Source organism: Veillonella faecalis (assembly GCF_024677885.1).
GTDB lineage: Bacteria > Bacillota > Negativicutes > Veillonellales > Veillonellaceae > Veillonella > Veillonella nakazawae.
Genome location: NZ_JALBWL010000001.1, coordinates 540,544 through 562,618 on the forward strand (window position 1 = coordinate 540,544; position 22,075 = coordinate 562,618).

Genomic DNA, 22,075 nt, shown 5'->3' on the forward strand with positions numbered 1-22,075 from the left:
TATATTAGTCCTCAACCTTGAGAATAGCCATGAATGCTTCTTGTGGAATCTCTACAGAGCCCACTGACTTCATACGTTTCTTACCGGCTTTTTGTTTTTCTAAGAGTTTACGTTTACGAGAAATATCGCCACCATAACATTTTGCTAAAACGTCTTTACGCCAAGCCTTTACGGTTTCACGAGCCACAATTTTCGTGCCTACCGCTGCTTGAATTGGAATTTCAAACATTTGACGAGGAATCAATTCTTTTAATTTTTCAGCTAACGCACGACCACGTGTAGCAGCACGGTCTTTATGTACGATAATAGACAATGCATCCACAGGATCACCATTTAACAGAATATCCATCTTAACCATTGGAGATTGTTTATACCCAATCAACTCATAGTCAAGAGATGCATAACCTTTTGTAGCGGATTTCAATTTATCAAAGTAGTCGTAAATAATTTCACTCAAAGGCAAGTGATACACAACGGATACACGTGTTTCATCCAAATATTCCATGGATTGATATTCACCACGTTTATCTTGAGATAACTCCATAATAGTACCAACAAAGTCTTTAGGCACAATAGTTGTGGCTTTTACATACGGTTCTTCAATGTAGTCGATTTCTGTAGGAGGTGGCAATTTAGCAGGGTTATCCACTTCAAGCATTTCTCCATTCGTCTTATAAACCTTGTAGTTTACAGATGGAGCTGTTGTAATAAGGGATAAGTTATATTCACGCTCTAACCGTTCTTGAATTACATCCATATGTAGCAGACCAAGGAAGCCACAACGGAAACCAAAACCCAATGCTAAAGATGTTTCAGCTTCATATTCTAAAGCAGCATCATTAAGCTGTAACTTTTCTAATGCATCACGAAGATTTTCATAGTCCTTAGAATCTGTTGGATACAAGCCACAATATACCATGGATACGGCTTTGCGATAGCCTGGTAATGGTTCTGGTGCAGGATTATCAGCTAATGTTACCGTATCACCTACGTGACAGTCCGCTACATTCTTAATACTTGCCGCAATACAACCTACAGAACCACATGGTAATTCCTGAACAGGCACAAGATTTGGTGTAAAGATACCGAGCTCTGTTACATCAAAATCCTTATTATCATGCATCATGCGAATGGTATCTTTTGTTTTAATAGTACCTTCTTTTACGCGCACATAAGCAATAGCACCTTTATAAGCATCAAAGCGGCTATCAAAAATCAATGCTCTTGTTGGTTCATCAGATTTATCTGGTGGTGCAGGCACCTTATTTACAATGGCTTCTAAAATATCTGGAATGCCAATGCCAGATTTAGCAGAACATAATACTGCTTCTGATGCGTCTAAACCAATGATATCTTCAATTTCATGTTTAACCCGATCAGGATCGGCAGAAGGCAAATCTATTTTATTGATAACAGGAATAATTTCAAGATCATGTTCTAAAGCGAGATACACATTCGCCAACGTTTGAGCCTCTACACCTTGTGCAGCATCTACTACTAGTAATGCACCTTCACAAGCTGCAAGAGAACGAGATACTTCATAGCTGAAATCCACATGGCCAGGAGTATCGATAAGGTTTAAAGTATACTCTTCTCCATCTTGTGCTTTATACAAAATTCGAACAGATTGCGCTTTAATAGTAATACCACGTTCTCGTTCCAAATCCATGGAGTCTAGGACTTGCGCTTCCATTTCTCGTTTTTGTAATGTGCCAGTATATTCAATTAATCTGTCGGCGATGGTAGATTTACCATGGTCAATATGAGCTATAATACAGAAGTTTCTAATCTTTTTCGTTGACATACTATGTAAACAAGTTCAAGGAACTTGTATTCTCCTTTCTAACATACGCGATCGATAACAGCACCTCCTAATAGTTGAGTGCCATTATAAAAGGCTACGGACTGACCTGGTGTAATAGCCCGTTGTGGTTCTTCGAAGATAACTTCCATCGTATCATCATCTAAGATACGTGCAGTACAAGGTGAAGGATTTGCTGCATAGCGAATTTTACCTTCTGCTTTTAATTCTTTATGAATCGTATCATCCAGGAAATTATAGAACTTACAAATCATACGATTCGTAAAAAGTCGATCATTAGAACCTACAATGACTTCATTGCGTTCACCATTAAAGCCAATTACATATAATGGATGCTTATATGCAATTCCAAGGCCCTTACGTTGGCCAATAGTGTAATTAAATAAGCCATTATGCTTACCTAATACCTCACCATCTTCAGTAACGATATTACCAGACTTTGGTTTATCCTTCATTTCTTCTACTACGAGTTTTTGGTAGTTACCGTGAGGCAAGAAACAAATATCTACACTATCTGGTTTTTTAGCTACTGGTAAATCGTATTCAGCAGCTAATTTACGTGTTTCAGTCTTACATTGACCACCTAGTGGGAACATGAGGTGACTCAAAATGCGTTGGTTCATATTGTACATAACATAACTTTGGTCTTTTGTAGGATCAACACCTTTATGTAACTCATATAAACCTGTTTGTTCATTATAATTAACCTGTGTATAATGGCCTGTAACCATATGTGTGGCACCAAGTTCAAGAGCACGGTTGAGCATCAAATCAAACTTGATATTTTTGTTACAAAATACACAAGGATTTGGTGTACGACCATAGGCATATTCTTTTACAAAGTAATCTACTACATTATCGTAGAATACATCACGAGCATCGATAACATGATGCTCAATACCAAGAAAATCACACATCTTCTTAGCATCTGTTACAGCGAGAGGCACTGAATCATAAGGTGTACCACTCACCCACAGCCATAGGGTAATACCAAATACTTTATAGCCTTGTTTTAGTAGCATTGCAGCAGTTAAAGAACTGTCTACGCCGCCACTCATAGCTACAGCGATAACTTTTTCCATACTTTCTCCTTTTAATGATCTCTTGATCATAAAACTAATCAGGGTGAAAGCCTGACGTGTAAAACACTAGTTCGGTGTAAAAGTCCGAGTAGTATTGCTATGAAATTATAGCAACTTATATTATAGCCTAGAATTAGGTATATTGAAAAGATTTGAAATAAAAAGAATCCCTTTCATCAAAAGAAAGAGATTCTAATTATTATCTATGTTTTAGTAATTCTTCTGCAGCACCTAAAATACCTAGCATAGAATGTTCAAATACAAGTCCACCTTGCATGAAAATCGTATACGGAGGACGAACAGGACCATCTGCACTTAATTCAATAGAAGAGCCTTGTACAAAGGTACCACCGGCCATGATGATTTTATCTTCGTACCCAGGCATATCACCAGGAATAGGATGTACGTGAGCATCTACAGGAGAATATGCTTGCATACCTACACAGAAGTGCTCCATTTCTTCTCCATTTTTTAGATTAATAGCTTGAATTAAATCATAGCGATCAGCATTTACCTTAGGGAAGACATCATATCCTAACAATTCACCTACTGCAGCTGTATATACAGCCCCTTTAAGAGCTTGTAATACTACATGAGGAGCCATAAACAAGCCTTGGAAGAATAATCGGTAACCAGGCGCATAAGAGCCCATATGATCACCAAGTCCTGGAGCAGTGAGTTGGTACGCTGCATCTTCAACTAAGTCTTCACGACCTACAATATATCCACCTGTTGGTGCTAAGCCGCCCCCTGCATTTTTAATGAGCGAACCAGCCATAATATCTGCACCTGCTTCTAAAGGTTCTTGCAGTTCTGTAAATTCACCATAACAATTATCTACAAAACAAATAGTATTCGAGTTTTTAGCTTTTACAGCATCTACAATAATTTTAATATCTGCAATAGATAATGGTTCACGCGTACTATAACCACGAGAGCGTTGAATCACTACTACTCGCGTATTGTCATTAACAGCATTAGCGATGGCTTCTACATCATACGTATTATCTTTTAAAGGCACCTCAGTATAGGTAAACCCCTTTTCTACAAGAGATCCACGCACTTCACGAGATGCACCGATAACAGATTGCATCGTATCGTAAGGAGCCCCAACTGCATAGATAAATTCGGTCCCTTTTGAACCATTCCCCATTAAAGAAATCAAAGTTGTTGCTAGTGCATGAGTACCAGAAACAAAATGGGGACGAACGATGGCTTTTTCACCTTTAAATACATAGGCGAATACTTCATCTAACTTCTCACGGCCCACATCGTTATAGCCATAACCAGTAGTACCTGTAAAATGATAATCAGATACTTGGCACTCTTTAAAGGCTTCTAATACCTTTTTTGTATTGGCTAATGCAATAGGTTCAAATTTCTTAAATTCTGGTTCAGCCAGCTCAAGGGCTTTACTGCGTATTTCTTCTAATGTCATGCTAATCCTTCTCTACGAATTAATTCCATAGCTTTATTAAATATAAAATCTTTAGATGTATTATTATCAATATGAATCCATTCAATATATGGCATGCGCTTATACCAAGTGATTTGTCGCTTTGCGAAATGACGAGTATTTTTCTTAATTAAATCTCTACATTCATCAAGATTAATAGTGCCATTTATATAGTCTACAACCTCTTTATAGCCAATCCCCTTAAAGGCTTGGCAATCAGGATTTACACCGGACTTAACAAGTTGCTCAACCTCTTCAATTAAACCTGCATCAAACATCATATCAACGCGTAAATTAATGCGCTCATATAACTGATCACGATCTCTCATAAGACCAATAACAGGCCCTTTATAAGATATACCATTTTTAGTCTGATTACGTAACGAATCTACATCACCATGATGCAATATCTCAATAGCTCGATACAAACGATGCTTATCACTATATTGAATTTCTATATTATGTTCTTTTCCTAAGGCGAAAGCATATTCTCGTAAACCATCAATACCTCTAGTATTAAATAGCTCATCTAGTTCTGATCGTAAACTTTCATCAGGCTTAACGTCATTAAAGTTATAGTTCTCTAATAACGATTGAACATATAACCCTGTACCACCAGATAGAATAGGTAGAATATTCCTATCATTTAACCTACCAATTATCTCTTTTGATTGATTTTGGAAAATAGATACTGAATATGAATCATTTGGTTCTAATATATCGATAAGATGATGTTTTACCCGATTAAGTTCATCTGCCGATGGTTTGGCGGTACCAATATTGAGTTGTTTATATACTTGGTAAGCATCACCAGAAATAACCTCAGCATGTAGCTGTTCTGCTAAGTCCAAGGTAAGATCTGTTTTTCCTACCGCCGTTGGTCCAACAATGGTAATTAAGGGATTCACATTAACTCCTTCATATATACACCATAGCCTATACGACTATATTTTCCGCCCACCCATTGATGCGGTGGATACTTTTGAAAGACCGAACTAAATGGTCGTTCTTTAATAATAACACCATACGTGGCAACACGCATAGCCTGTGCCATGATTTTATCATCTATATGACTTTCCACCGTATGTCCCCGAAGAGGTTTGAATTGAGGACTTTCCTCTACAGGAACTTCAAACATAGGATCAAAATAAATAATATCAATACTATTGTCAGGTAGGTTTGGTAAATAGTGCTCAAAGGTATCATGATTTACTTTAATACGTCGTAATACATTCGTTACACTATCCTCACTATGAATATAATGAGCTAAGCCATGACTAGTAGCAAGCCATATAGGTAAAGACCCTTCTAGGCCAGTTATTTGAGCCTGTGGGTAACCATAACTCACTACCATACTGTCACTACCAAGGCCAATTGTACAGTCTAAAAACGTAAATTTATCTCTATTAGATAATCCTTTTTTATCTAATATGACTTGTACCGCATTAACGAGATGATCGCCTTCACCGCGTTGTAAACGTAATATACGTAATTGAGCCATAGACAAATGAAAGGTATGTTGTTGATTATCTGGGAAATGAATCGTTAATCCAGAACCAGCAAGAACCGCAATATATTCGCATTGATACTTACCGAATAAGGCTGGTATCGATGTTTTACCTCGTTTAATATATGTCATATGCATAGAGGAAGCCAGTGCTTTGGCTTCCTCCTGAATGACCTCATTAGATTTTTGAGATGTGGTTAGTATATTCATATTAAGACCGTAAGAATAATTTACCTAATTCATCAGGTGTAAACTTGATTATCGTTGGACGGCCATGAGGACATACGTACGGTTTCTCAGTACTAAAGAGATCCTCAATTAAGGTAGTCATTTGATACATATTTAAATTATGACCTGCCTTAATGGCCCCTCTACAAGATGCATACGCTAGCATTTCATGACGTAACTGAGCCTTAGTAGGCTGTTGATGTTCATGTAAGTAAGAGAATACATATTGGAGAATTTCAAAAGCCTTTGACTCTACTAAATCTACAGGCGCCCCTACTAATTTTATTTTCGTAGGACCACCTAACTCTACATCAAACCCAAGATCTAGTAAGGTTTCACGCTCTTCCTCTACCAAATTCATTTCATCATCTGTAGCCTCACTATATTGAGGCACCAGAATAGATTGCATAGGAATGGATTCAGAAGACTTACAAAGTTTATCATAACGTACACGTTCATGAGCTGCGTGTTGGTCTATTATGTAGAGATCATCACCCTTTTTAGCCAAAATATAACAAGAAGCGACTTGCCCCATAGGTAAGAATCCAGAATTTTGAATAGTACGCTCCTCTGTATTTTCTTTACGAATATCTTGAGCTAAAGACTTAAATTTATCAACGTCTTCCTTCGTATAACTAGTATATTCAGTAGGAACAGCATCGAAGCTTTCGTCTGTAAAGGACGACTGTTCATAAGTAGTCTTTGGCGGAGGTGGTGTAAAACCCTTAGTTTTAAGACTCTCTACAAACTGTGTAGTCTCACCGCGCATGACTTCGTATCCTTTAGTACGGCGACTACCAAATACTTTGTCATAATCTACCGCAGTAGCTATATGCTCAGCAGACTGTATCTCATCTTGTACAACAGAAGGTATTCTATACGAATCATATGTACTATTGCCATGATGAGATAAACTACCATAAGAACTAGAATTAGTAACTGTAGCATTCCTGTTAGTATTTACGTCATTACTATTGGTTTCGTTATTACGGAAATCAGCTCCATTATTAATTGTGCCATTTATATAAGAAGATGATTCTCGTTCGTATCGCTCATGGAGAGGATTATTTAAGGCGTTTAAAATACCATGATAAACAGCTTTAAATATTATCTTATCATCTGAGAATTTTACTTCACTCTTTCGTGGATGAACGTTAATATCAACCATACCAGCAGGTACAGTAATATTAAGTACCACTAAAGGATGACCGTTTTTAGGTAATAATGCATGGTAAGCATTATCGATAGCCTTCATTATTGTTTTATCGGAAATAACACGGTTATTAACGATAATAGTTTGCCAAATTCTTGTACTTTTAAGAAGTGTTGGTTTACTCACTACACCATCGATATAAATAGAGTCACTTTCATAAGCAACCGTGAAAATATCATCTTTCGTTTTATAGCCATATAATGCGGCTACCGTATCACCAATAATGCCGTTTCCAGGCGTAATAATAGCCACACGGTCATCTACGATGAGTTTAAAAGAAATATGTGGGTTACTAAGGGCCAGTTTGCCTACAATATCTTGAATTTTAGAAGATTCGGTACGCTCTGTTTTCAAGAATTTGCGACGGGCTGGCGTATTATAAAACAAATCTTTAATTTCAATTGTCGTACCAGGTGCCACACCATAAGGAATACAATCGGTGAAAGTACCACCATCTACGGTAATACGAGTGCCCAAATCAGAGTCAGCTTTACGTGTAGTCAAAGAAAAATGAGACACCGAGGCAATACTAGCCAAAGCCTCCCCACGAAAGCCGAGGGATGCTATATCAAATAAATCCTCTACCTGTTGTATTTTAGAGGTAGCATGACGCAAAATTGCCAGGCGTGCATCTTCCTCTGTCATACCGATACCATTATCGGTAATCCTCATGTAAGCTACACCGCCATCGCCGATTTCAACCTCAATATTAGTGGCGGACGCATCAATGGAGTTTTCAATGAGCTCTTTAATAACTGATGCGGGACGTTCCACAACTTCACCAGCAGCTATCTTATTGATTGTGGTTTCATCCAATACATGAATGGTTGCCATTATTTCCCGCCTCCTTTACGAGCCTCCTCTTGTAGTTCATATAATTTATTTAATGCTTCAATCGGTGTCATACTCATTACATCCACTTCGAGTAAGCTATCGACTACAGAATGAGTAAATAAGTTACCTAGTGAAGAATCACTCACTTGTTTAGTAACTGGCTTCACGACATTATTAAGTTGAGCTCCCATAACACGATTATTTAAATCACTAGCATCATGACTTTGGTCTTCCAAAGATTCCAAAATTACCTCTGCACGTTTTAACACAGAATTTGGCAATCCTGCCAATCTCGCTACATGAATACCATAGCTTCGATCTGCGCCACCTCTGATGATGCGGCGCAAGAATGCAACATCCTTACCTTTTTCTTTTACAGCTACAGTGTAATTCTTTAATTTACTATAGCTTTCTTCTAAACTAATTAGCTCATGGTAATGGGTAGCAAATAATGTCTTGCCGTGAATATGCTTACAAATATGCTCAACTACAGCTTGAGCGATACTTAAACCATCAAATGTACTAGTGCCACGACCAATTTCATCTAAGATGATTAAGCTGTTATGTGTAGCATTCTCTAAAATATAGGCTACCTCTTTCATTTCTACCATGAACGTACTTTGACCAGTAGAAATATCATCACTAGCACCTACACGGGTAAAGATGCGATCCACTGGAGAAATAGATGCTTCACGGGCAGGAATAAAGGAGCCTATTTGAGCCATAATCATCAAAATAGCAGCTTGACGCATATATGTTGATTTACCGGCCATATTAGGACCTGTAATGAGCAAGAATTCCTCATCATCATGATTTAAAACGATATCATTTGGTACAAAAACTTCACGCTTCAAGAATTTTTCAATTACAGGATGACGACCATCTCGAATATTGATTTGGCCATTCATTACGATGGTAGGGCAAATATAATTTTCTTCGTAACCTACTAGTGCCAAAGAACACAATACATCAAGCTCAGCAAGAGCACGAGCTGTTTCTTGTACATCTTTAATAACAAGTTTTATATCATTTCGTAATTGTTGATATAATTCATGCTCTAAAGCGATTATCTTGTCTTTAGCGCTAAGAATTTTGATTTCAAATTCCTTTAACTCAGGCGTAATATAACGCTCTGCATTAGCTAAAGTTTGTTTTCGAATAAAGTAATCAGGTACTTGTTCAGATTTACTATGGGATACTTCAAAGTAATATCCAAATACCTTATTATAACCAGTTTTAATTTTAGATAAACCAGTAGCCTCTTTAATATCAGCTTCCATCTTAGCTAGCCATTGCTCACTATTAGTAGCTAAAGAACGTAGTTCATCTAAATCTGGATTGAAACCATCTTTAATAACTCGGCCTTCTTTTAATGTCAATGCTGGTTGGTCAGCAATAGCAAGACATAATAAATCATAAATGTCTTTATGATCTTGGATGCGGTCATTAATAGATGTTAATGCTAAACTTGAGCATGTACCTAATACATTTTTAATATCTGGCAATACTGCTAGAGATTCACGAAGAGCCGTTAAATCTCTAGGTGACACAGAACCTGTTTCTACACGACCTACGATGCGCTCAAAATCATAAATACAATCTAATAAGCTACGCATATGAGACCGTTCAGCACCGCGTGTAATAAGTTCTGCTACGGCAGCTTGTCTACGTTGAATTTGATTTACATCAGTCAACGGACTTTCAAGCCATTGTTTTAATAGGCGCGCCCCCATTGGTGTCAATGTTCGATCAAGTACATCGAGTAATGTACCTTTTTGACCGCCATCACGTAAATTATGGGTAATTTCAAGATGACGTAAGGAAGATGTATCTAAGATTAGACGATTACCTACACTCAATTGATGTACATAGTTAATATGGGAAATTTCAGTCTTAATAATATCCTCTAAATATAAAAGCATATACCCTAATGCTTCCCATACATCCTCTTCCATAAGGCCTAAATCACCAAAGTGAGTAACTGCTTTTTCCGCTACCTCTCGTTGTGTATGATATGTACTAAATGGAGATAATACAATATTGCTGAATTGATTATCCATAAAGTCTTTTATATCTTGCGGTAATACAGTTCCTTCAGGCAATATAATTTCACTTGGACGATACATACTGAGTGCATCAAACATATCACTTCGTTTTTCACAATCAGTAATACGATGCCAAATAACTTCCCCAGTAGATACATCTGAAAATACGAGTATCCATGCATCTTTTACCATATAAAATAACGATAAAAAATTGTTTGACCGTGCATCATTACCATTTTCAGTCATTACAGTTCCCGGTGTAATAACCTTAATAACGTCACGCTTAACAATACCCTTAACTGCTTTAGGATCTTCTAATTGTTCACAAATAGCAACTTTATAACCTTTTTTTACCAATGTTTCTATATAACTCTCAGCAGCATGAAAAGGAACGCCACACATTGGTGTGCGTTCCTCATCTCCTGTTGGGCGACCGGTTAAGGTTATATTAAGTTCACGAGATGCAATTAATGCATCATCATTAAATAATTCATAAAAGTCACCTAACCGAAAGAACAGTAATTCTTCAGAATATCTAGATTTAATATCTAAATACTGCTCCATCATAGGTGTTTGCTTTTTTGCCATACTTACCCCTTTTGTATTGTACCGTAGCAAACCCAAGTTTGTGCTTTATCAATATATGCAGGTACAGTTTCGCCAATTGATAAAGAATCGTCTTTCGGGAATAATACCATTTTATTTCCTGATGTGCGACCAAACCACATATCTTCATCACGAGGACTTGGCCCCTCTACAATAATATCAAACACTTGCCCTTCCATAGGTTTATTTAATTCATAAGAGATTTCATTTTGCACATCCATCAATGTTTGTAAACGTACGCGTTTAACCTCTTCTGGTACTTGATCATCCATAGTCGCTGCTGGCGTTCCAGAACGTTTGGAATAGATAAACGTATACGCCATATCATAACGTACATCTTTTAATAATTGTAGTGTAGCTTGGAAATCTTCCTCTGTTTCACCCGGGAAACCTACGATAATATCTGTAGTAACTACTACATCTTTAATTTTCTCACGACAGTAAGAGAGTAATTCTTTATAATACTCCACCGTATAATGACGGTTCATCTTCTTCAAAATACGGTCTGAACCAGATTGAATCGGTAAATGTAAATGAGTAACAATATTAGAAGATCGACCAAGGGCATCTATCATAGATTTAGTCATATCTTGAGGATGACTTGTCATATAACGAATACGTTCAATACCTGGAATACCATCAAGAGCGTCCACTAATGTACCAAAATCAGTACCATCTTTAAAATCTAAGCCATAAGAGTTTACATTTTGCCCCAACAAAGTAATCTCTTTAAACCCTTTTGCCCCTAGTTCGGTTACCTCTTTTACGATGGCCTCTACAGGACGACTAATTTCTCTACCACGAACGTGAGGAACGATGCAGTACGTACAGAACTTATTGCACCCATTCATAATAGGTACCCATGCATAAAAGGTACCATTAGGTTTTGCTTCCAATTCAGGTAACACGGAATTATCCATATCTACATTGATTTGGTGTGTATGACCTCGTTGTACCTCTTCAATCATTTCATTAATATGTTGAATATTATGAGTACCTAAGACAATATCAATATGGGGAGCGCGCTTAAACATTTCTGCTTGATTCTTCTGTGCCATGCATCCTGTAACAGCAAGAATTAAGTTTTTATTTTTTCTCTTCAGTCTCATTAGCTCACCTATGCGGCCATAGACTTTTGTTTCTGCATTCTCACGTACTGCACAAGTATTTAATAATATTAAATCTGCAGTTTCTACGTCCTCTGTAGGTGTATAGCCAACAGATTCTAACTGATGCGATAAGCGCTCAGAATCAGCAGTATTCATTTGACAACCATAGGTGTAAATATAATAAGACTTCATTCTAACTCCTATACTTTAACAATCTTACGTTTTGTTTCTATAATATTTTTAACTTTTATGGACATCCGTTCTATAGACATGCCTGTAATGTATTCAATCTCATTACGTACAGATTTTTGTACTTGCTGCATCAATGTTTTTACAGGATAACCATGTTCAATAACAACAGCCATATCAACAACGAGACCATTTTGGCCTTTATCACCTTTTTTGAAAGAAATAACACTAGACTCGTCAACACCAGCTACTTTTTTAAGGCCATTGCGAATCAATTTAATAATTACATCATCATCAAAGGTGAGTCGTCCATAATAGCTGAAAGCAGGGCGTACTACAGAACGTTCAAAGCCTTCTGACCCAATTTGCCCCAATGTATCTTGGTCTTGTTTTTTTAATGTACGTCGACGCCACATAGTTTTGATTGGATCAATTAAGTACCCTCTAAAGTGAGGTTTCAATTCCATCGTTGGAACTGGAATAATATGTTTACCTTCTTTTAGACGAGCATGTTGTGCCCTTTCAATTTCTTTAGGTGTAGCAACGTCCTCAATGCGAATATACCGATCAGGATCTTGCAAGCCTAATGCTTTAGTAATTTTCTTAACCATATTATCGGATGTACCAATAATCATAAGTTTATTAGGATTGATTTTATCTAATTGCTCACGTACTGATTTTACTTGCACTTCATCTTGGAAAATAGCACGACGAACAGCTTTTAATCGGCTAGATTCCTTCTTAGCAGAAAAACCAGCTACAATCTTATTATCGTGAATTAAAATGCCATCATCGATAATACATTCAATATTGTTTTCATGAGCAACTACGAGCGCACGATGGCTTTTACCAGTGCCACTACTACCTACAAATGCAATGACTTCCATAGTCAACCTCATTATTTATAACAAACTAATAAATTCTGATACATTCTCAGATGATACCAAGTAGTCTCCAAATTTATCTGGTGCCTTTCCTGGAATACCATGATAATCAGAACCACCTGTAATAAACAAGTTATGTTCTGTAGCTAATGCTTTATATCGTTTCACATCATCCGCGTTATGTTTAGTATGGTAAACCTCCATACCATCAAAATCATAAGCTAACATTTCTACTACATACTCATCACTAGATACTAATTTAGGATGAGCCATAACGGCAAGGCCTCCAGCTTTATGAATAATATCAATAATATATGGAACCTCAACCTTAACCTTAGGCACATAGCAAGGACTATCCTTACGAAGGATCCCTCTAAAGACTTCATTAACATCCTTAGCATATCCACCATTGATTAAAAGTGTACCTATATGTGGACGTCCATAAGCTTTAGTATCAGGAAATTGTTTGATTAAATCTTCTTTTGTAATATAATAACCTTCGATATTACAGCGTCTTATAATTTCATCAATACGTTCTTCACGTTTTCTTTTGAAGAACGTAATAAAATCATTTAACTCTTCATTATTTTCATCAAAACAATATCCTAAAATGTGGATAGACTTATCTTTATAATCAGCACTAAATTCACAGCCGTTTATAATTTTAATCGTTTCATTAGGATCTAATTCTAGTTGTGCGGTACGCAATGCTTTAATTCCATCAATTTCATCATGATCAGTTAAAGCCATCATAGATACATTGCAATCTAAGGCATGACGCAATAATTCCTTTGGAGTTTTAATACCATCGGAATAAACGGAATGCATGTGAAAATCTACAAGCATAGAGCACCTCCCATTACAAATATCCTATCTTTTAATTATGACCGATTTAGTCTATTAATTCAAGTTTAGAAAGAAAAATTGCGACCCTAATGAGTATTCACTAGAATCGCAATTTAATTATAAATCTTGAAGCAATTCAGTAACCTTAGTTGCTACAGAATCAATAGCACATGTAATGGCTTCTCCAGACTTACGAATTTGAATTTCTACTTCATTATTTTCAAGTGTATTTTTACTTACTGTAATACGAAGTGGATAACCAATTAAATCAGCATCCTTAAATTTTACACCAGCGCGATCTTTGCGGTCATCAAGTAACACATCTACACCTACAGTTTGTAATGCAGTATAAATGGTTTGACTTGTAGACATCAACGCTTCGTCTTTAGCATTAATCGGTACGATAACAGCTTCAAATGGTGCAATAGAACGAGGCCAAATAATACCATTTTCATCGTGGTATTGCTCAATAGCTGCAGCTAATGTACGAGATACACCAATGCCATAACAGCCCATAATCATTGGATTAGGACGACCGTTTTGGTCTAAGAATGTAGCTTGTAATGCTTCAGAATATTTTGTGCCTAATTTAAATACTTGACCAACTTCAATACCTTTAGCATGTTCTAATGCACCACCACAAGTTGGGCAAACATCGTCATCTGTAATTAAACGAATTGGTGCAACAATAATATCTTCTACATTAAAGTCACGTTTAGGGTTGATATTAACATAGTGCGCATCTTTTTTATTGGCACCGCCACAAACATTGTAAGATTCCATAACAGATTCATCCACAACAATAGCAAACTCCTCTGTTTGTTTTAATCCTACTGGACTAATGAAGCCAGCTGTTAAGCCAACTTTTTCTAATTCTTCAGGTGTAGCCATTTCAGGTTCTACAGAACCCAAAACTGCATGTTGTACTGCCACTTCATTGACTTCATGATCACCACGAACAATTGCTAATACCACTTTACCATCAATGGAGAATACTACAGCTTTGATAGTTTTATGTAGTGGTAAGTTCAACATTTCCGCCACAGCTTCAATAGTACTTGCATTTGGAGTGTCCACAACGGATAACTCTTGTAGTGCTTCTTCTTCCTGTTTCATAATACCAGGTTTACCAATTTCAATGTTTGCAGCATAGTCACATTTTGTGCAATATACAATATCAGCTTCACCAGCTTCAGCAATTGCCATAAATTCATGTGTTCCACTACCACCGATGGCACCACTATCAGCTTCTACAGGACGGAATGTAAGCCCACAACGCGTAAAAATACGTGTATATGCATCATACATAGATTTATAAGATTCGTCTAAACCAGCTTCATCTACATCAAAAGAATATGCATCTTTCATAATAAATTCGCGACTACGCATCAAACCATAACGTGGACGACGTTCATCACGGAATTTACTTTGGATTTGATATAAATTTACTGGTAATTGACGATAGGAGTTAATCTCATTTTTTACAAGAGTTGTAATCATCTCTTCATGAGTTGGCCCCAAGCAGAATTCATTATCATGACGATCATTAATACGCATCATTTCTGCGCCATATGCGTTCCAACGGCCAGACTCTTTCCAAATTTCTGCAGGTTGTAAGATAGGCATCATGATTTCTTGAGCACTAGCACGATCCATTTCTTCACGTACAATGGCTTCAATTTTTTTGATACTTCTCCACCCCAATGGCAAAAAGCTATATAAACCATTTGCAGTTTTGCGCATAAAACCTGCGCGAAGCATAAGCTGTTGGCTAACTACATCAGCGTCAGATGGAACCTCACGCAATGTAGGTGCATATAATTTAGTGGCTAACATAAAGACTCCTCATTTAAGCTTTCTAAATATTGATCAATTTCTCTAAATAATGTATCTACTAATTCAGCTTCTGGTACAGTCTTGATAACTTCACCCTTTCGGAAAACAATACCTTGACCATTACCACCAGCAATACCAAAATCAGCTTCACGAGCCTCACCGGGCCCATTTACAACACATCCCATAACAGCAACTTTAATCGGAGCTTTAATAGATGCTAAGCGCTCCTCTACAATTCCCGCCATGTCAAACAGATTAACTTGGCATCGGCCACATGTAGGGCAGGAAATCATTGTAGCACCAAAGTTGCGTAATCCCAAGTTACTTAAAATACTTCGGCCTACTTCTATTTCATGTATTGGGTCACCCGTTAAAGATACCCGTAATGTATCACCAATACCGTCTAATAATAAAGCACCAATGCCCATAGCAGACTTAATGGTACCTTGTTTTATCGTCCCAGCCTCAGTAACACCTAAATGTAAAGGATAAGGAATCTTATCGGATAACTTACGATAGGCTTCTACCATTAAAGGAACTTCCGTTGCTTTAATGGATAATTTCATTTGGCGATAGTCGAGCTTTTCGAGAATTCGCACATGTTCTAATGCAGTCTCTACCATACCATCTGCTGTAGGATGACCACCATGAGCATCGAGGATATGCTTAGGTAAAGAACCAGCATTGACACCTATACGAATTGGAATTTGTTTAGGTTTAGCTTTTTCAATAACAGCTAACACTTTATCCTCTCCGCCAATATTTCCTGGGTTGATACGCAATCCATCAACATTATTCTCAATAGCTTCTAAAGCTAATTTATAGTCGAAATGAATATCAGCAATTAAAGGAATATCGATACCAGCACGAACTGCTTTTAAAGCTTTTGCAGATGCCATTGTAGGTACTGCAACACGTACTAATTCACAACCAGCCTCAGCTAAATGATTTATTTCAGCAATAGCCTTTTCCGTGTGAACCGGATCAGTGGTAATCATAGATTGAATGCTTACCGGTGCATAATCACCTATTTTAACTGTACCTACATAGATACCATTTGTTGGTTTACGTACAATCATTGTAATCTCCCATCTATCTTATAGTAATCGGAATATATCCTGAGTTGTTACATATAAGAATAATGCTACCATCAAAGCAACACCAACCATTTGAATATACATAAGTGCCTTAGCAGGTAACTTACGACCTGTGATAGCTTCAGCCAAAATAATAATTAAATGACCACCATCTAATACAGGTAATGGCAAAAGATTAATAACCCCTAAGTTAATACTTAAAAATGCTGCAAAACTTAATAGTGGCGCAAAGCCAGATTGTGCAATAGTACCAGCCATTTGTGAAATCCCTACAGGGCCAGATAGCTCTGCTGCCTGTGTGCCTCGAATCATATCATATAAGCCACTTAACATAGCAACAATTGTTTGACCTGTGCGAGTAACGGCTAAACTAAAAGATTCTCCAATACTATAAGTTTCTCGAGTATAACTAGGATAAATACCAATTTTAGGACTATCCTGTTCCATTTTTGGAATCACTGTAGTTTCTACAGTTTCCCCTTCTCTATCTACTACAACAGTAACACCATGATTGGCAGTACCTTGTAGGCTAGGACGGATTTCATCCCATGTAGAGATTTTCTTACCATCGATGGTAAGAATTCTATCGTTAGATTGTAAATGTGCCTGTTCAGCAGCGCTACCTGGGATGATATTACCGATAACAGGATCATTTGTATACGTGAGATTACCTACTGTTGCATTGAGACCAAAGAATAAAACTATGGCCAATAAAAAGTTAAATACAGCACCTGCAGAAATAACAATAAATTTCTTCCATGCAGGTTTAGTATAAAATGAGCGCTCATTAAGAGGCTCGTCAGGTGTCATACCTGCAATACGATTAAATCCACCAAGAGGAATGATACGAATCGAGTATAATGTTTCCCCTCTTTGAACCTTGAATATGGCAGGTCCAAAACCAATGGCAAATTCGTCTACTTGCATACCTGACATTTTTGCTGTAATGAAATGGCCTAATTCATGAATAAACACGATTAAACCAAATACAAATATTGTGGCTAATGCCGTTGTCATATATACTCCTATACCATCAATGATGTGGCCTTTTCTCGAGCCCATCTATCGATGGCCAATAAATTGTCTAATGTAAAGTCATCTTCAGGTCCCATAGATTCAAGGACTGATGTGACGACTTTATAAATATCACCAAAGGCGATTTTATCATCTAAAAATGCATAAACTGCAGTTTCATTTGCAGCATTAAACACAGCTGGTTTAAAACCGCTTGATTGGCCCACTTCATAAGCAAGACGAAGAGCCGGGAAATCATCATATCGAGGTGGCAAGAATTCTAATTGTAAAGCCTTTGAAAAATCTAGATGATTCATATGTAAAGTTTCACGTTTAGGATATGTCAAAGCATACTGAATAGGCTCCCTCATATCGGGATTCCCCATTTGTGCTAAGATGGCCCCATCTTTCATTCGTATCATTGAATGAACAATGCTTTGTGGATGTACCACTACGTCAATATGATCAAAATCAAAACCAAATAGCCAATGAGCTTCAATTACTTCTAACCCTTTATTAAATAGAGATGCAGAGTCAATCGTAATCTTGTTACCCATATTCCAAGTTGGATGACGTAGGCAATCAGCAGCTGTGGCAGTTTGAATTTTATCAGAATCCCAAGTGCGTAAAGGACCACCAGAAGCGGTAACAATTAAGGAATCAACATTCTCGCGATTTTGACCTTCTAAACACTGGAATATTGCGCTATGTTCACTATCAATAGGTAGAATTTGTACGCCATACTCCTTAGCCAAAGATGTAATCAATGGTCCACCAGCAACTAATGTTTCCTTATTAGCTAGACCTATAGTCTTACGTTTCTTTATAGCCTCTACAGTAGGTTCAATACCTGCAGCACCAACAATAGCAGTTACAACCATAGTCGCTTCTTGAATCGTAGCAGCAGCTATGAGTGCTTCCTTACCGCCCACAAGTTTTGTAGGACCTGTATAGCGTCCTTGTAGCTCTTTAAAAGCACTTTCATCAACTAGACCGGCTACTAATGGCTGATATTCTTTAATTTGTTTTTCTAAGAGGTCAATATTATGATGTGCCACTAGGGCAACCACCTTGAATTGATCTGGATGTTGAGACACCACATCTAGTGTCTGTGTACCGATTGAGCCAGTACTGCCAATAATACTTAGGTATTTCATAAGCTTACCTCTATTAGATTAGAACGAGAATAGTAATATATAAATCAATGTAATAGGTGCCGTAAATAATAAGCTATCAAACCGATCTAATACACCGCCATGACCTGGTAATAAGGTACCAGAATCTTTCACATTACATAATCGTTTAATCTTTGATTCAAATAAATCACCTAATGGTGCAAGTATACCGCTAATCATACCAACATGAATACCCATCCACCATGGAATACCCACGATATACGAAAATACAGCACCTGTAATAATACAGCCAATAAAGCCACCAATAAAACCTTCTAATGTTTTATTAGGACTAATGGATGGAACAATTTTATGTTTACCAAAGGCACGACCCGCAAAGTACGCAAAAGTATCACTAGCCCATGTGGTAAACAATACTAGCCAAAGAGTAATTGTTCCCCAATTATATAATTCAAAGGGCATTGATAAAGACATGTAAATAGAGTCATGACGAATCATGAGCAAAGAAATCATGCCAATACCAACATATAATAAACCAAATACACTAAAAGAAACGCTAGCTAAAGAGTATTTATTTTCACCAAATGTACATAACATATAATTGGCTGATAAACTCAATACTACTATAGCAATTGCTAAAATATACTGATGACATGCAAAGGCAATCATCAATAATAAAATACTAATATAACCCCATAAAATGGACATTCGCACATGTTTAGCTTTACCTAGTAAAACAAACTCACGCCATCCCAATAGAGCTAATAATGTAATAAGAACATCATACACAGATCCGCCTAATGTAATGGCCCCTAAGGCAATAATAAAACCTATAACAGCGGTTATAACACGTGTTTTTAACATTTTTTATTCCTCATCACGTAAGCCACCAAATCGGCGTTCTCGTTTTTGATATGCTGCAACAGCTTCCAATAATGTTTCTTTAGTGAAATCCGGCCAATGTAAATCAGTAAACCAGAATTCAGCATAAGCTAGCTGCCACAATAAAAAGTTACTAATTCTAAAATCACTACTTGGACGAATTAATAAGTCTACATCACTAAACTCCTTCGTGAAAAGTTGGGAGCTAACATAGTCTTCTGTAATATCGTCTGTAGTTATAGTTCCATCTGCAACAGAGTTTGTAATGTTGCGGATAGTTCTTACTATTTCATCACGCCCACCATAGTTTATAGCTAACTGTAAGGTAAGGCCTGTATTATTCTGAGTTAATAATTCTGCATCGCAAATAATCTTTTGAAGCTCATCAGAAAGAGCACTAATATATCCAATAAAGCGAATGCGTACATTATGTTCATGCATATACTTAACATTATTGTTTAAGTATTCTTTTATGAGAGCCATAAGTAAAGAAACTTCCTGTTCAGGACGCTTCCAGTTCTCTGTGGAGAAACCATATACCGTAAGAGCTCTAATTCCAATCTCATCTGCAGCAATAACAATCTGCTTTAATACGTCGGCTCCTGCACGATGCCCCATAGATCGTGGCATCCCTCTTCGTTTAGCCCAACGACCATTGCCATCCATAATAATAGCAACGTGTTTTGGTATTGCATTACTATCAATATCAGGCGTATCAGATGGTTTACGGTTAAATAATTTCTTTAGCATAGTCTACCTCGATAGAATTTCCGAAGTCGCTGGCAATCATTGGTCTATACACTAGTATATGTAAACACTCATCAACCTTGGTAATACGTGCTACATAAAGTCCTTTATCGGCAATATCAAAAAAGCGATTAAAGGATCCCCCAATCATTACCTTAAAAGGAATATGGGCAGCCTGCAAACGAGACTTTGCAAGCTGCCATGGCATTCCAATAAGGCTATTAGAATCTAACATTATACTTCTAATACGTCCTTTTCTTTTACTGCTTTTAACTCATCAATCTGCTTAATTTTAGCATCTGTAAGTTTTTGGATTTGATCTAAACCGTCTTTAGCATCATCTTCAGTAATTGTTTTAGCTTTTTCTTCTTTTTTCAATGCATCATTTACATCACGACGAATGTTACGTACTGCAACTTTAGCATCTTCAGCTTTTTTATGAACAACCTTAACGATTTCTTTACGGCGCTCCTCAGTTAATTGAGGAATAGTTAAACGAATTTGAGCACCATCATTACCTGGGTTTAAACCAAGATCAGATTGTAAAATTGCCTTTTCAATGGCACCAATCATAGTTTTATCCCAAGGTGCAATTACAATCATGCGAGGCTCAGGTACAGAGATATTCGCAACTTGGTTAATTGGAGTAGGGCTACCATAATAATCAACCATTACTTTATCAAGCAATGCTACACTAGCACGGCCTGTACGAATAGATGCGAATTCATGTTTTAAAGCCTCAATAGACTTATTCATGCGTTCTTCTGCTTGTTGTAACAATTCTTTAATTTCCATTTGAATTATTCTCCTCGAACAATGGTACCAATCTCTTCACCTTTAGCGGCTTTTGTAATGTTACCCGGAATGTCCATGCTAAATACGATAATAGGAATATTGTTATCTTTACATAAAGTTGTGGATGTTGCATCCATAACCTTTAATTCTTTTGTAATGATATCATTATATGTTAATTCATCAAATTTAACGGCATTAGGATTCGTTTTAGGATCAGAATCATATACACCGTCAGCAAATTTCTTCGCCATCAGAATTGCATCTGCTTCAATTTCAGCAGCCCGTAATGCAGCAGTCGTATCTGTAGAGAAATATGGTTTACCAAGACCAGCACCGAAGATTACGATACGTTTTTTCTCTAAATGACGGATGGCACGACGACGAATATAAGGTTCTGCAATTTCTTGCATTTCGATAGCAGTTTGAACGCGAGTATCTACGCCTGCTTGTTCTAATGCATCTTGCAATGCTAAGGAGTTCATTACTGTTGCTAGCATACCCATATAGTCAGCTGTAGCACGATCCATACCTTGGTTACTACCAGCTAATCCTCTCCATAAGTTACCGCCACCAACAACAATTGCGATTTCTAAATCAGTGGATTTTGCTAAAGCAGCAATTTCTTTTGCAAATTCTTCAACAACATCAGGGTTAATACCAAAACCTTGTTCACCCGCTAATGCTTCACCACTCAACTTCAAAACAATACGTCTAAAGTTTCTCTTTGCCATGTGTTTACTCCTCTAT

At 37.1% G+C, this 22,075-nt stretch carries 19 protein-coding genes; all 19 read right to left on the minus strand.

The window, feature by feature from the left end; translation table 11 throughout:
- Positions 1-4: 4 nt before the first annotated feature.
- A complete protein-coding gene (gene lepA / locus MOQ65_RS02525) occupies positions 5-1,804 on the minus strand; it encodes a translation elongation factor 4 (protein ID WP_257846544.1) in 1,800 nt (599 codons plus the stop codon).
- Between the two features lie 38 nt (positions 1,805-1,842).
- A complete protein-coding gene (mnmA, locus tag MOQ65_RS02530; protein ID WP_257846545.1) occupies positions 1,843-2,904 on the minus strand; it encodes a tRNA 2-thiouridine(34) synthase MnmA in 1,062 nt (353 codons plus the stop codon).
- 199 nt (positions 2,905-3,103) lie between these two features.
- Positions 3,104-4,342, minus strand: coding sequence for a methionine gamma-lyase family protein (locus tag MOQ65_RS02535; RefSeq protein WP_257846546.1), 1,239 nt, complete (start codon positions 4,340-4,342; stop codon positions 3,104-3,106).
- A complete protein-coding gene (miaA, locus tag MOQ65_RS02540; protein ID WP_257846547.1) occupies positions 4,339-5,268 on the minus strand; it encodes a tRNA (adenosine(37)-N6)-dimethylallyltransferase MiaA in 930 nt (309 codons plus the stop codon). The genes MOQ65_RS02535 and miaA overlap by 4 nt, the downstream gene beginning before the upstream one ends.
- The gene (locus MOQ65_RS02545; protein ID WP_257846548.1) at positions 5,265-6,077 is read right to left on the minus strand and encodes a class I SAM-dependent methyltransferase; all 813 of its coding nucleotides are present in this window, start codon (positions 6,075-6,077) and stop codon (positions 5,265-5,267) included. Before MOQ65_RS02545 ends, miaA begins: the two co-directional genes overlap by 4 nt.
- Position 6,078: 1 nt before the next feature.
- Positions 6,079-8,142: a DNA mismatch repair endonuclease MutL gene (mutL, locus tag MOQ65_RS02550; RefSeq protein ID WP_257846549.1), complete on the minus strand. Its 2,064-nt coding sequence runs from the start codon at positions 8,140-8,142 to the stop codon at positions 6,079-6,081.
- On the minus strand, positions 8,142-10,775 hold the full coding sequence (gene mutS, locus MOQ65_RS02555; protein ID WP_257846550.1) for a DNA mismatch repair protein MutS: 2,634 nt from the start codon (positions 10,773-10,775) through the stop codon (positions 8,142-8,144). Before mutS ends, mutL begins: the two co-directional genes overlap by 1 nt.
- Positions 10,776-10,777: 2 nt before the next feature.
- The gene (gene miaB / locus MOQ65_RS02560) at positions 10,778-12,094 is read right to left on the minus strand and encodes a tRNA (N6-isopentenyl adenosine(37)-C2)-methylthiotransferase MiaB (RefSeq protein ID WP_257846551.1); all 1,317 of its coding nucleotides are present in this window, start codon (positions 12,092-12,094) and stop codon (positions 10,778-10,780) included.
- An 8-nt stretch (positions 12,095-12,102) separates the two neighbouring features.
- Positions 12,103-12,978 (minus strand): Asp23/Gls24 family envelope stress response protein, encoded by an 876-nt coding sequence (locus MOQ65_RS02565; protein WP_257846552.1) that lies wholly within the window; start codon positions 12,976-12,978, stop codon positions 12,103-12,105.
- A gap of 15 nt (positions 12,979-12,993) precedes the next feature.
- A complete protein-coding gene (locus tag MOQ65_RS02570; protein ID WP_105094337.1) occupies positions 12,994-13,821 on the minus strand; it encodes a PHP domain-containing protein in 828 nt (275 codons plus the stop codon).
- Positions 13,822-13,938: 117 nt separating this feature from the next.
- Complete coding sequence (locus MOQ65_RS02575; RefSeq protein ID WP_257846553.1) at positions 13,939-15,657, minus strand: proline--tRNA ligase; 1,719 nt, start codon at positions 15,655-15,657, stop codon at positions 13,939-13,941.
- A complete protein-coding gene (gene ispG, locus MOQ65_RS02580) occupies positions 15,651-16,736 on the minus strand; it encodes a flavodoxin-dependent (E)-4-hydroxy-3-methylbut-2-enyl-diphosphate synthase (RefSeq protein ID WP_129822990.1) in 1,086 nt (361 codons plus the stop codon). Before ispG ends, MOQ65_RS02575 begins: the two co-directional genes overlap by 7 nt.
- Positions 16,737-16,754: 18 nt before the next feature.
- Complete coding sequence (gene rseP / locus MOQ65_RS02585; RefSeq protein WP_060924640.1) at positions 16,755-17,771, minus strand: RIP metalloprotease RseP; 1,017 nt, start codon at positions 17,769-17,771, stop codon at positions 16,755-16,757.
- 8 nt (positions 17,772-17,779) lie between these two features.
- Positions 17,780-18,925 carry a 1-deoxy-D-xylulose-5-phosphate reductoisomerase gene (locus MOQ65_RS02590; protein WP_257846554.1) on the minus strand — a complete coding sequence of 382 codons (1,146 nt, stop codon included), beginning with the start codon at positions 18,923-18,925 and terminating at the stop codon, positions 17,780-17,782.
- A gap of 18 nt (positions 18,926-18,943) precedes the next feature.
- Positions 18,944-19,768, minus strand: a complete 825-nt coding sequence (locus MOQ65_RS02595) for a phosphatidate cytidylyltransferase (protein ID WP_105094335.1) — start codon at positions 19,766-19,768, stop codon at positions 18,944-18,946.
- Between the two features lie 3 nt (positions 19,769-19,771).
- A complete protein-coding gene (uppS, locus tag MOQ65_RS02600) occupies positions 19,772-20,536 on the minus strand; it encodes an undecaprenyl pyrophosphate synthase (RefSeq protein WP_213467809.1) in 765 nt (254 codons plus the stop codon).
- Entirely contained in the window at positions 20,517-20,768 is a 252-nt protein-coding gene (locus MOQ65_RS02605) for a hypothetical protein (RefSeq protein WP_105085568.1), read from the minus strand. Before MOQ65_RS02605 ends, uppS begins: the two co-directional genes overlap by 20 nt.
- Entirely contained in the window at positions 20,768-21,328 is a 561-nt protein-coding gene (gene frr / locus MOQ65_RS02610) for a ribosome recycling factor (RefSeq protein ID WP_024066542.1), read from the minus strand. Before frr ends, MOQ65_RS02605 begins: the two co-directional genes overlap by 1 nt.
- Positions 21,329-21,333: 5 nt before the next feature.
- Entirely contained in the window at positions 21,334-22,059 is a 726-nt protein-coding gene (pyrH, locus tag MOQ65_RS02615; protein ID WP_024066541.1) for a UMP kinase, read from the minus strand.
- Positions 22,060-22,075 lie beyond the last annotated feature (16 nt).

Bases quoted from the DNA above. Each gene is read 5' to 3' on its own strand.
- rseP (WP_060924640.1), bottom strand. From the start codon at position 17,771: ATGACAACGGCATTAGCCACAATATTTGTATTTGGTTTAATCGTGTTT.
- MOQ65_RS02565 (WP_257846552.1), bottom strand. From the start codon at position 12,978: ATGGAAGTCATTGCATTTGTAGGTAGTAGTGGCACTGGTAAAAGCCAT.
- MOQ65_RS02535 (WP_257846546.1), bottom strand. From the start codon at position 4,342: ATGACATTAGAAGAAATACGCAGTAAAGCCCTTGAGCTGGCTGAACCA.
- MOQ65_RS02595 (WP_105094335.1), bottom strand. From the start codon at position 19,768: ATGTTAAAAACACGTGTTATAACCGCTGTTATAGGTTTTATTATTGCC.
- MOQ65_RS02575 (WP_257846553.1), bottom strand. From the start codon at position 15,657: ATGTTAGCCACTAAATTATATGCACCTACATTGCGTGAGGTTCCATCT.
- mutS (WP_257846550.1), bottom strand. From the start codon at position 10,775: ATGGCAAAAAAGCAAACACCTATGATGGAGCAGTATTTAGATATTAAA.
- MOQ65_RS02545 (WP_257846548.1), bottom strand. From the start codon at position 6,077: ATGAATATACTAACCACATCTCAAAAATCTAATGAGGTCATTCAGGAG.
- MOQ65_RS02605 (WP_105085568.1), bottom strand. From the start codon at position 20,768: ATGTTAGATTCTAATAGCCTTATTGGAATGCCATGGCAGCTTGCAAAG.
- pyrH (WP_024066541.1), bottom strand. From the start codon at position 22,059: ATGGCAAAGAGAAACTTTAGACGTATTGTTTTGAAGTTGAGTGGTGAA.
- uppS (WP_213467809.1), bottom strand. From the start codon at position 20,536: ATGCTAAAGAAATTATTTAACCGTAAACCATCTGATACGCCTGATATT.
- MOQ65_RS02570 (WP_105094337.1), bottom strand. From the start codon at position 13,821: ATGCTTGTAGATTTTCACATGCATTCCGTTTATTCCGATGGTATTAAA.
- frr (WP_024066542.1), bottom strand. From the start codon at position 21,328: ATGGAAATTAAAGAATTGTTACAACAAGCAGAAGAACGCATGAATAAG.
- ispG (WP_129822990.1), bottom strand. From the start codon at position 16,736: ATGATTGTACGTAAACCAACAAATGGTATCTATGTAGGTACAGTTAAA.
- miaB (WP_257846551.1), bottom strand. From the start codon at position 12,094: ATGAAGTCTTATTATATTTACACCTATGGTTGTCAAATGAATACTGCT.
- MOQ65_RS02590 (WP_257846554.1), bottom strand. From the start codon at position 18,925: ATGAAATACCTAAGTATTATTGGCAGTACTGGCTCAATCGGTACACAG.
- mnmA (WP_257846545.1), bottom strand. From the start codon at position 2,904: ATGGAAAAAGTTATCGCTGTAGCTATGAGTGGCGGCGTAGACAGTTCT.
- lepA (WP_257846544.1), bottom strand. From the start codon at position 1,804: ATGTCAACGAAAAAGATTAGAAACTTCTGTATTATAGCTCATATTGAC.
- mutL (WP_257846549.1), bottom strand. From the start codon at position 8,142: ATGGCAACCATTCATGTATTGGATGAAACCACAATCAATAAGATAGCT.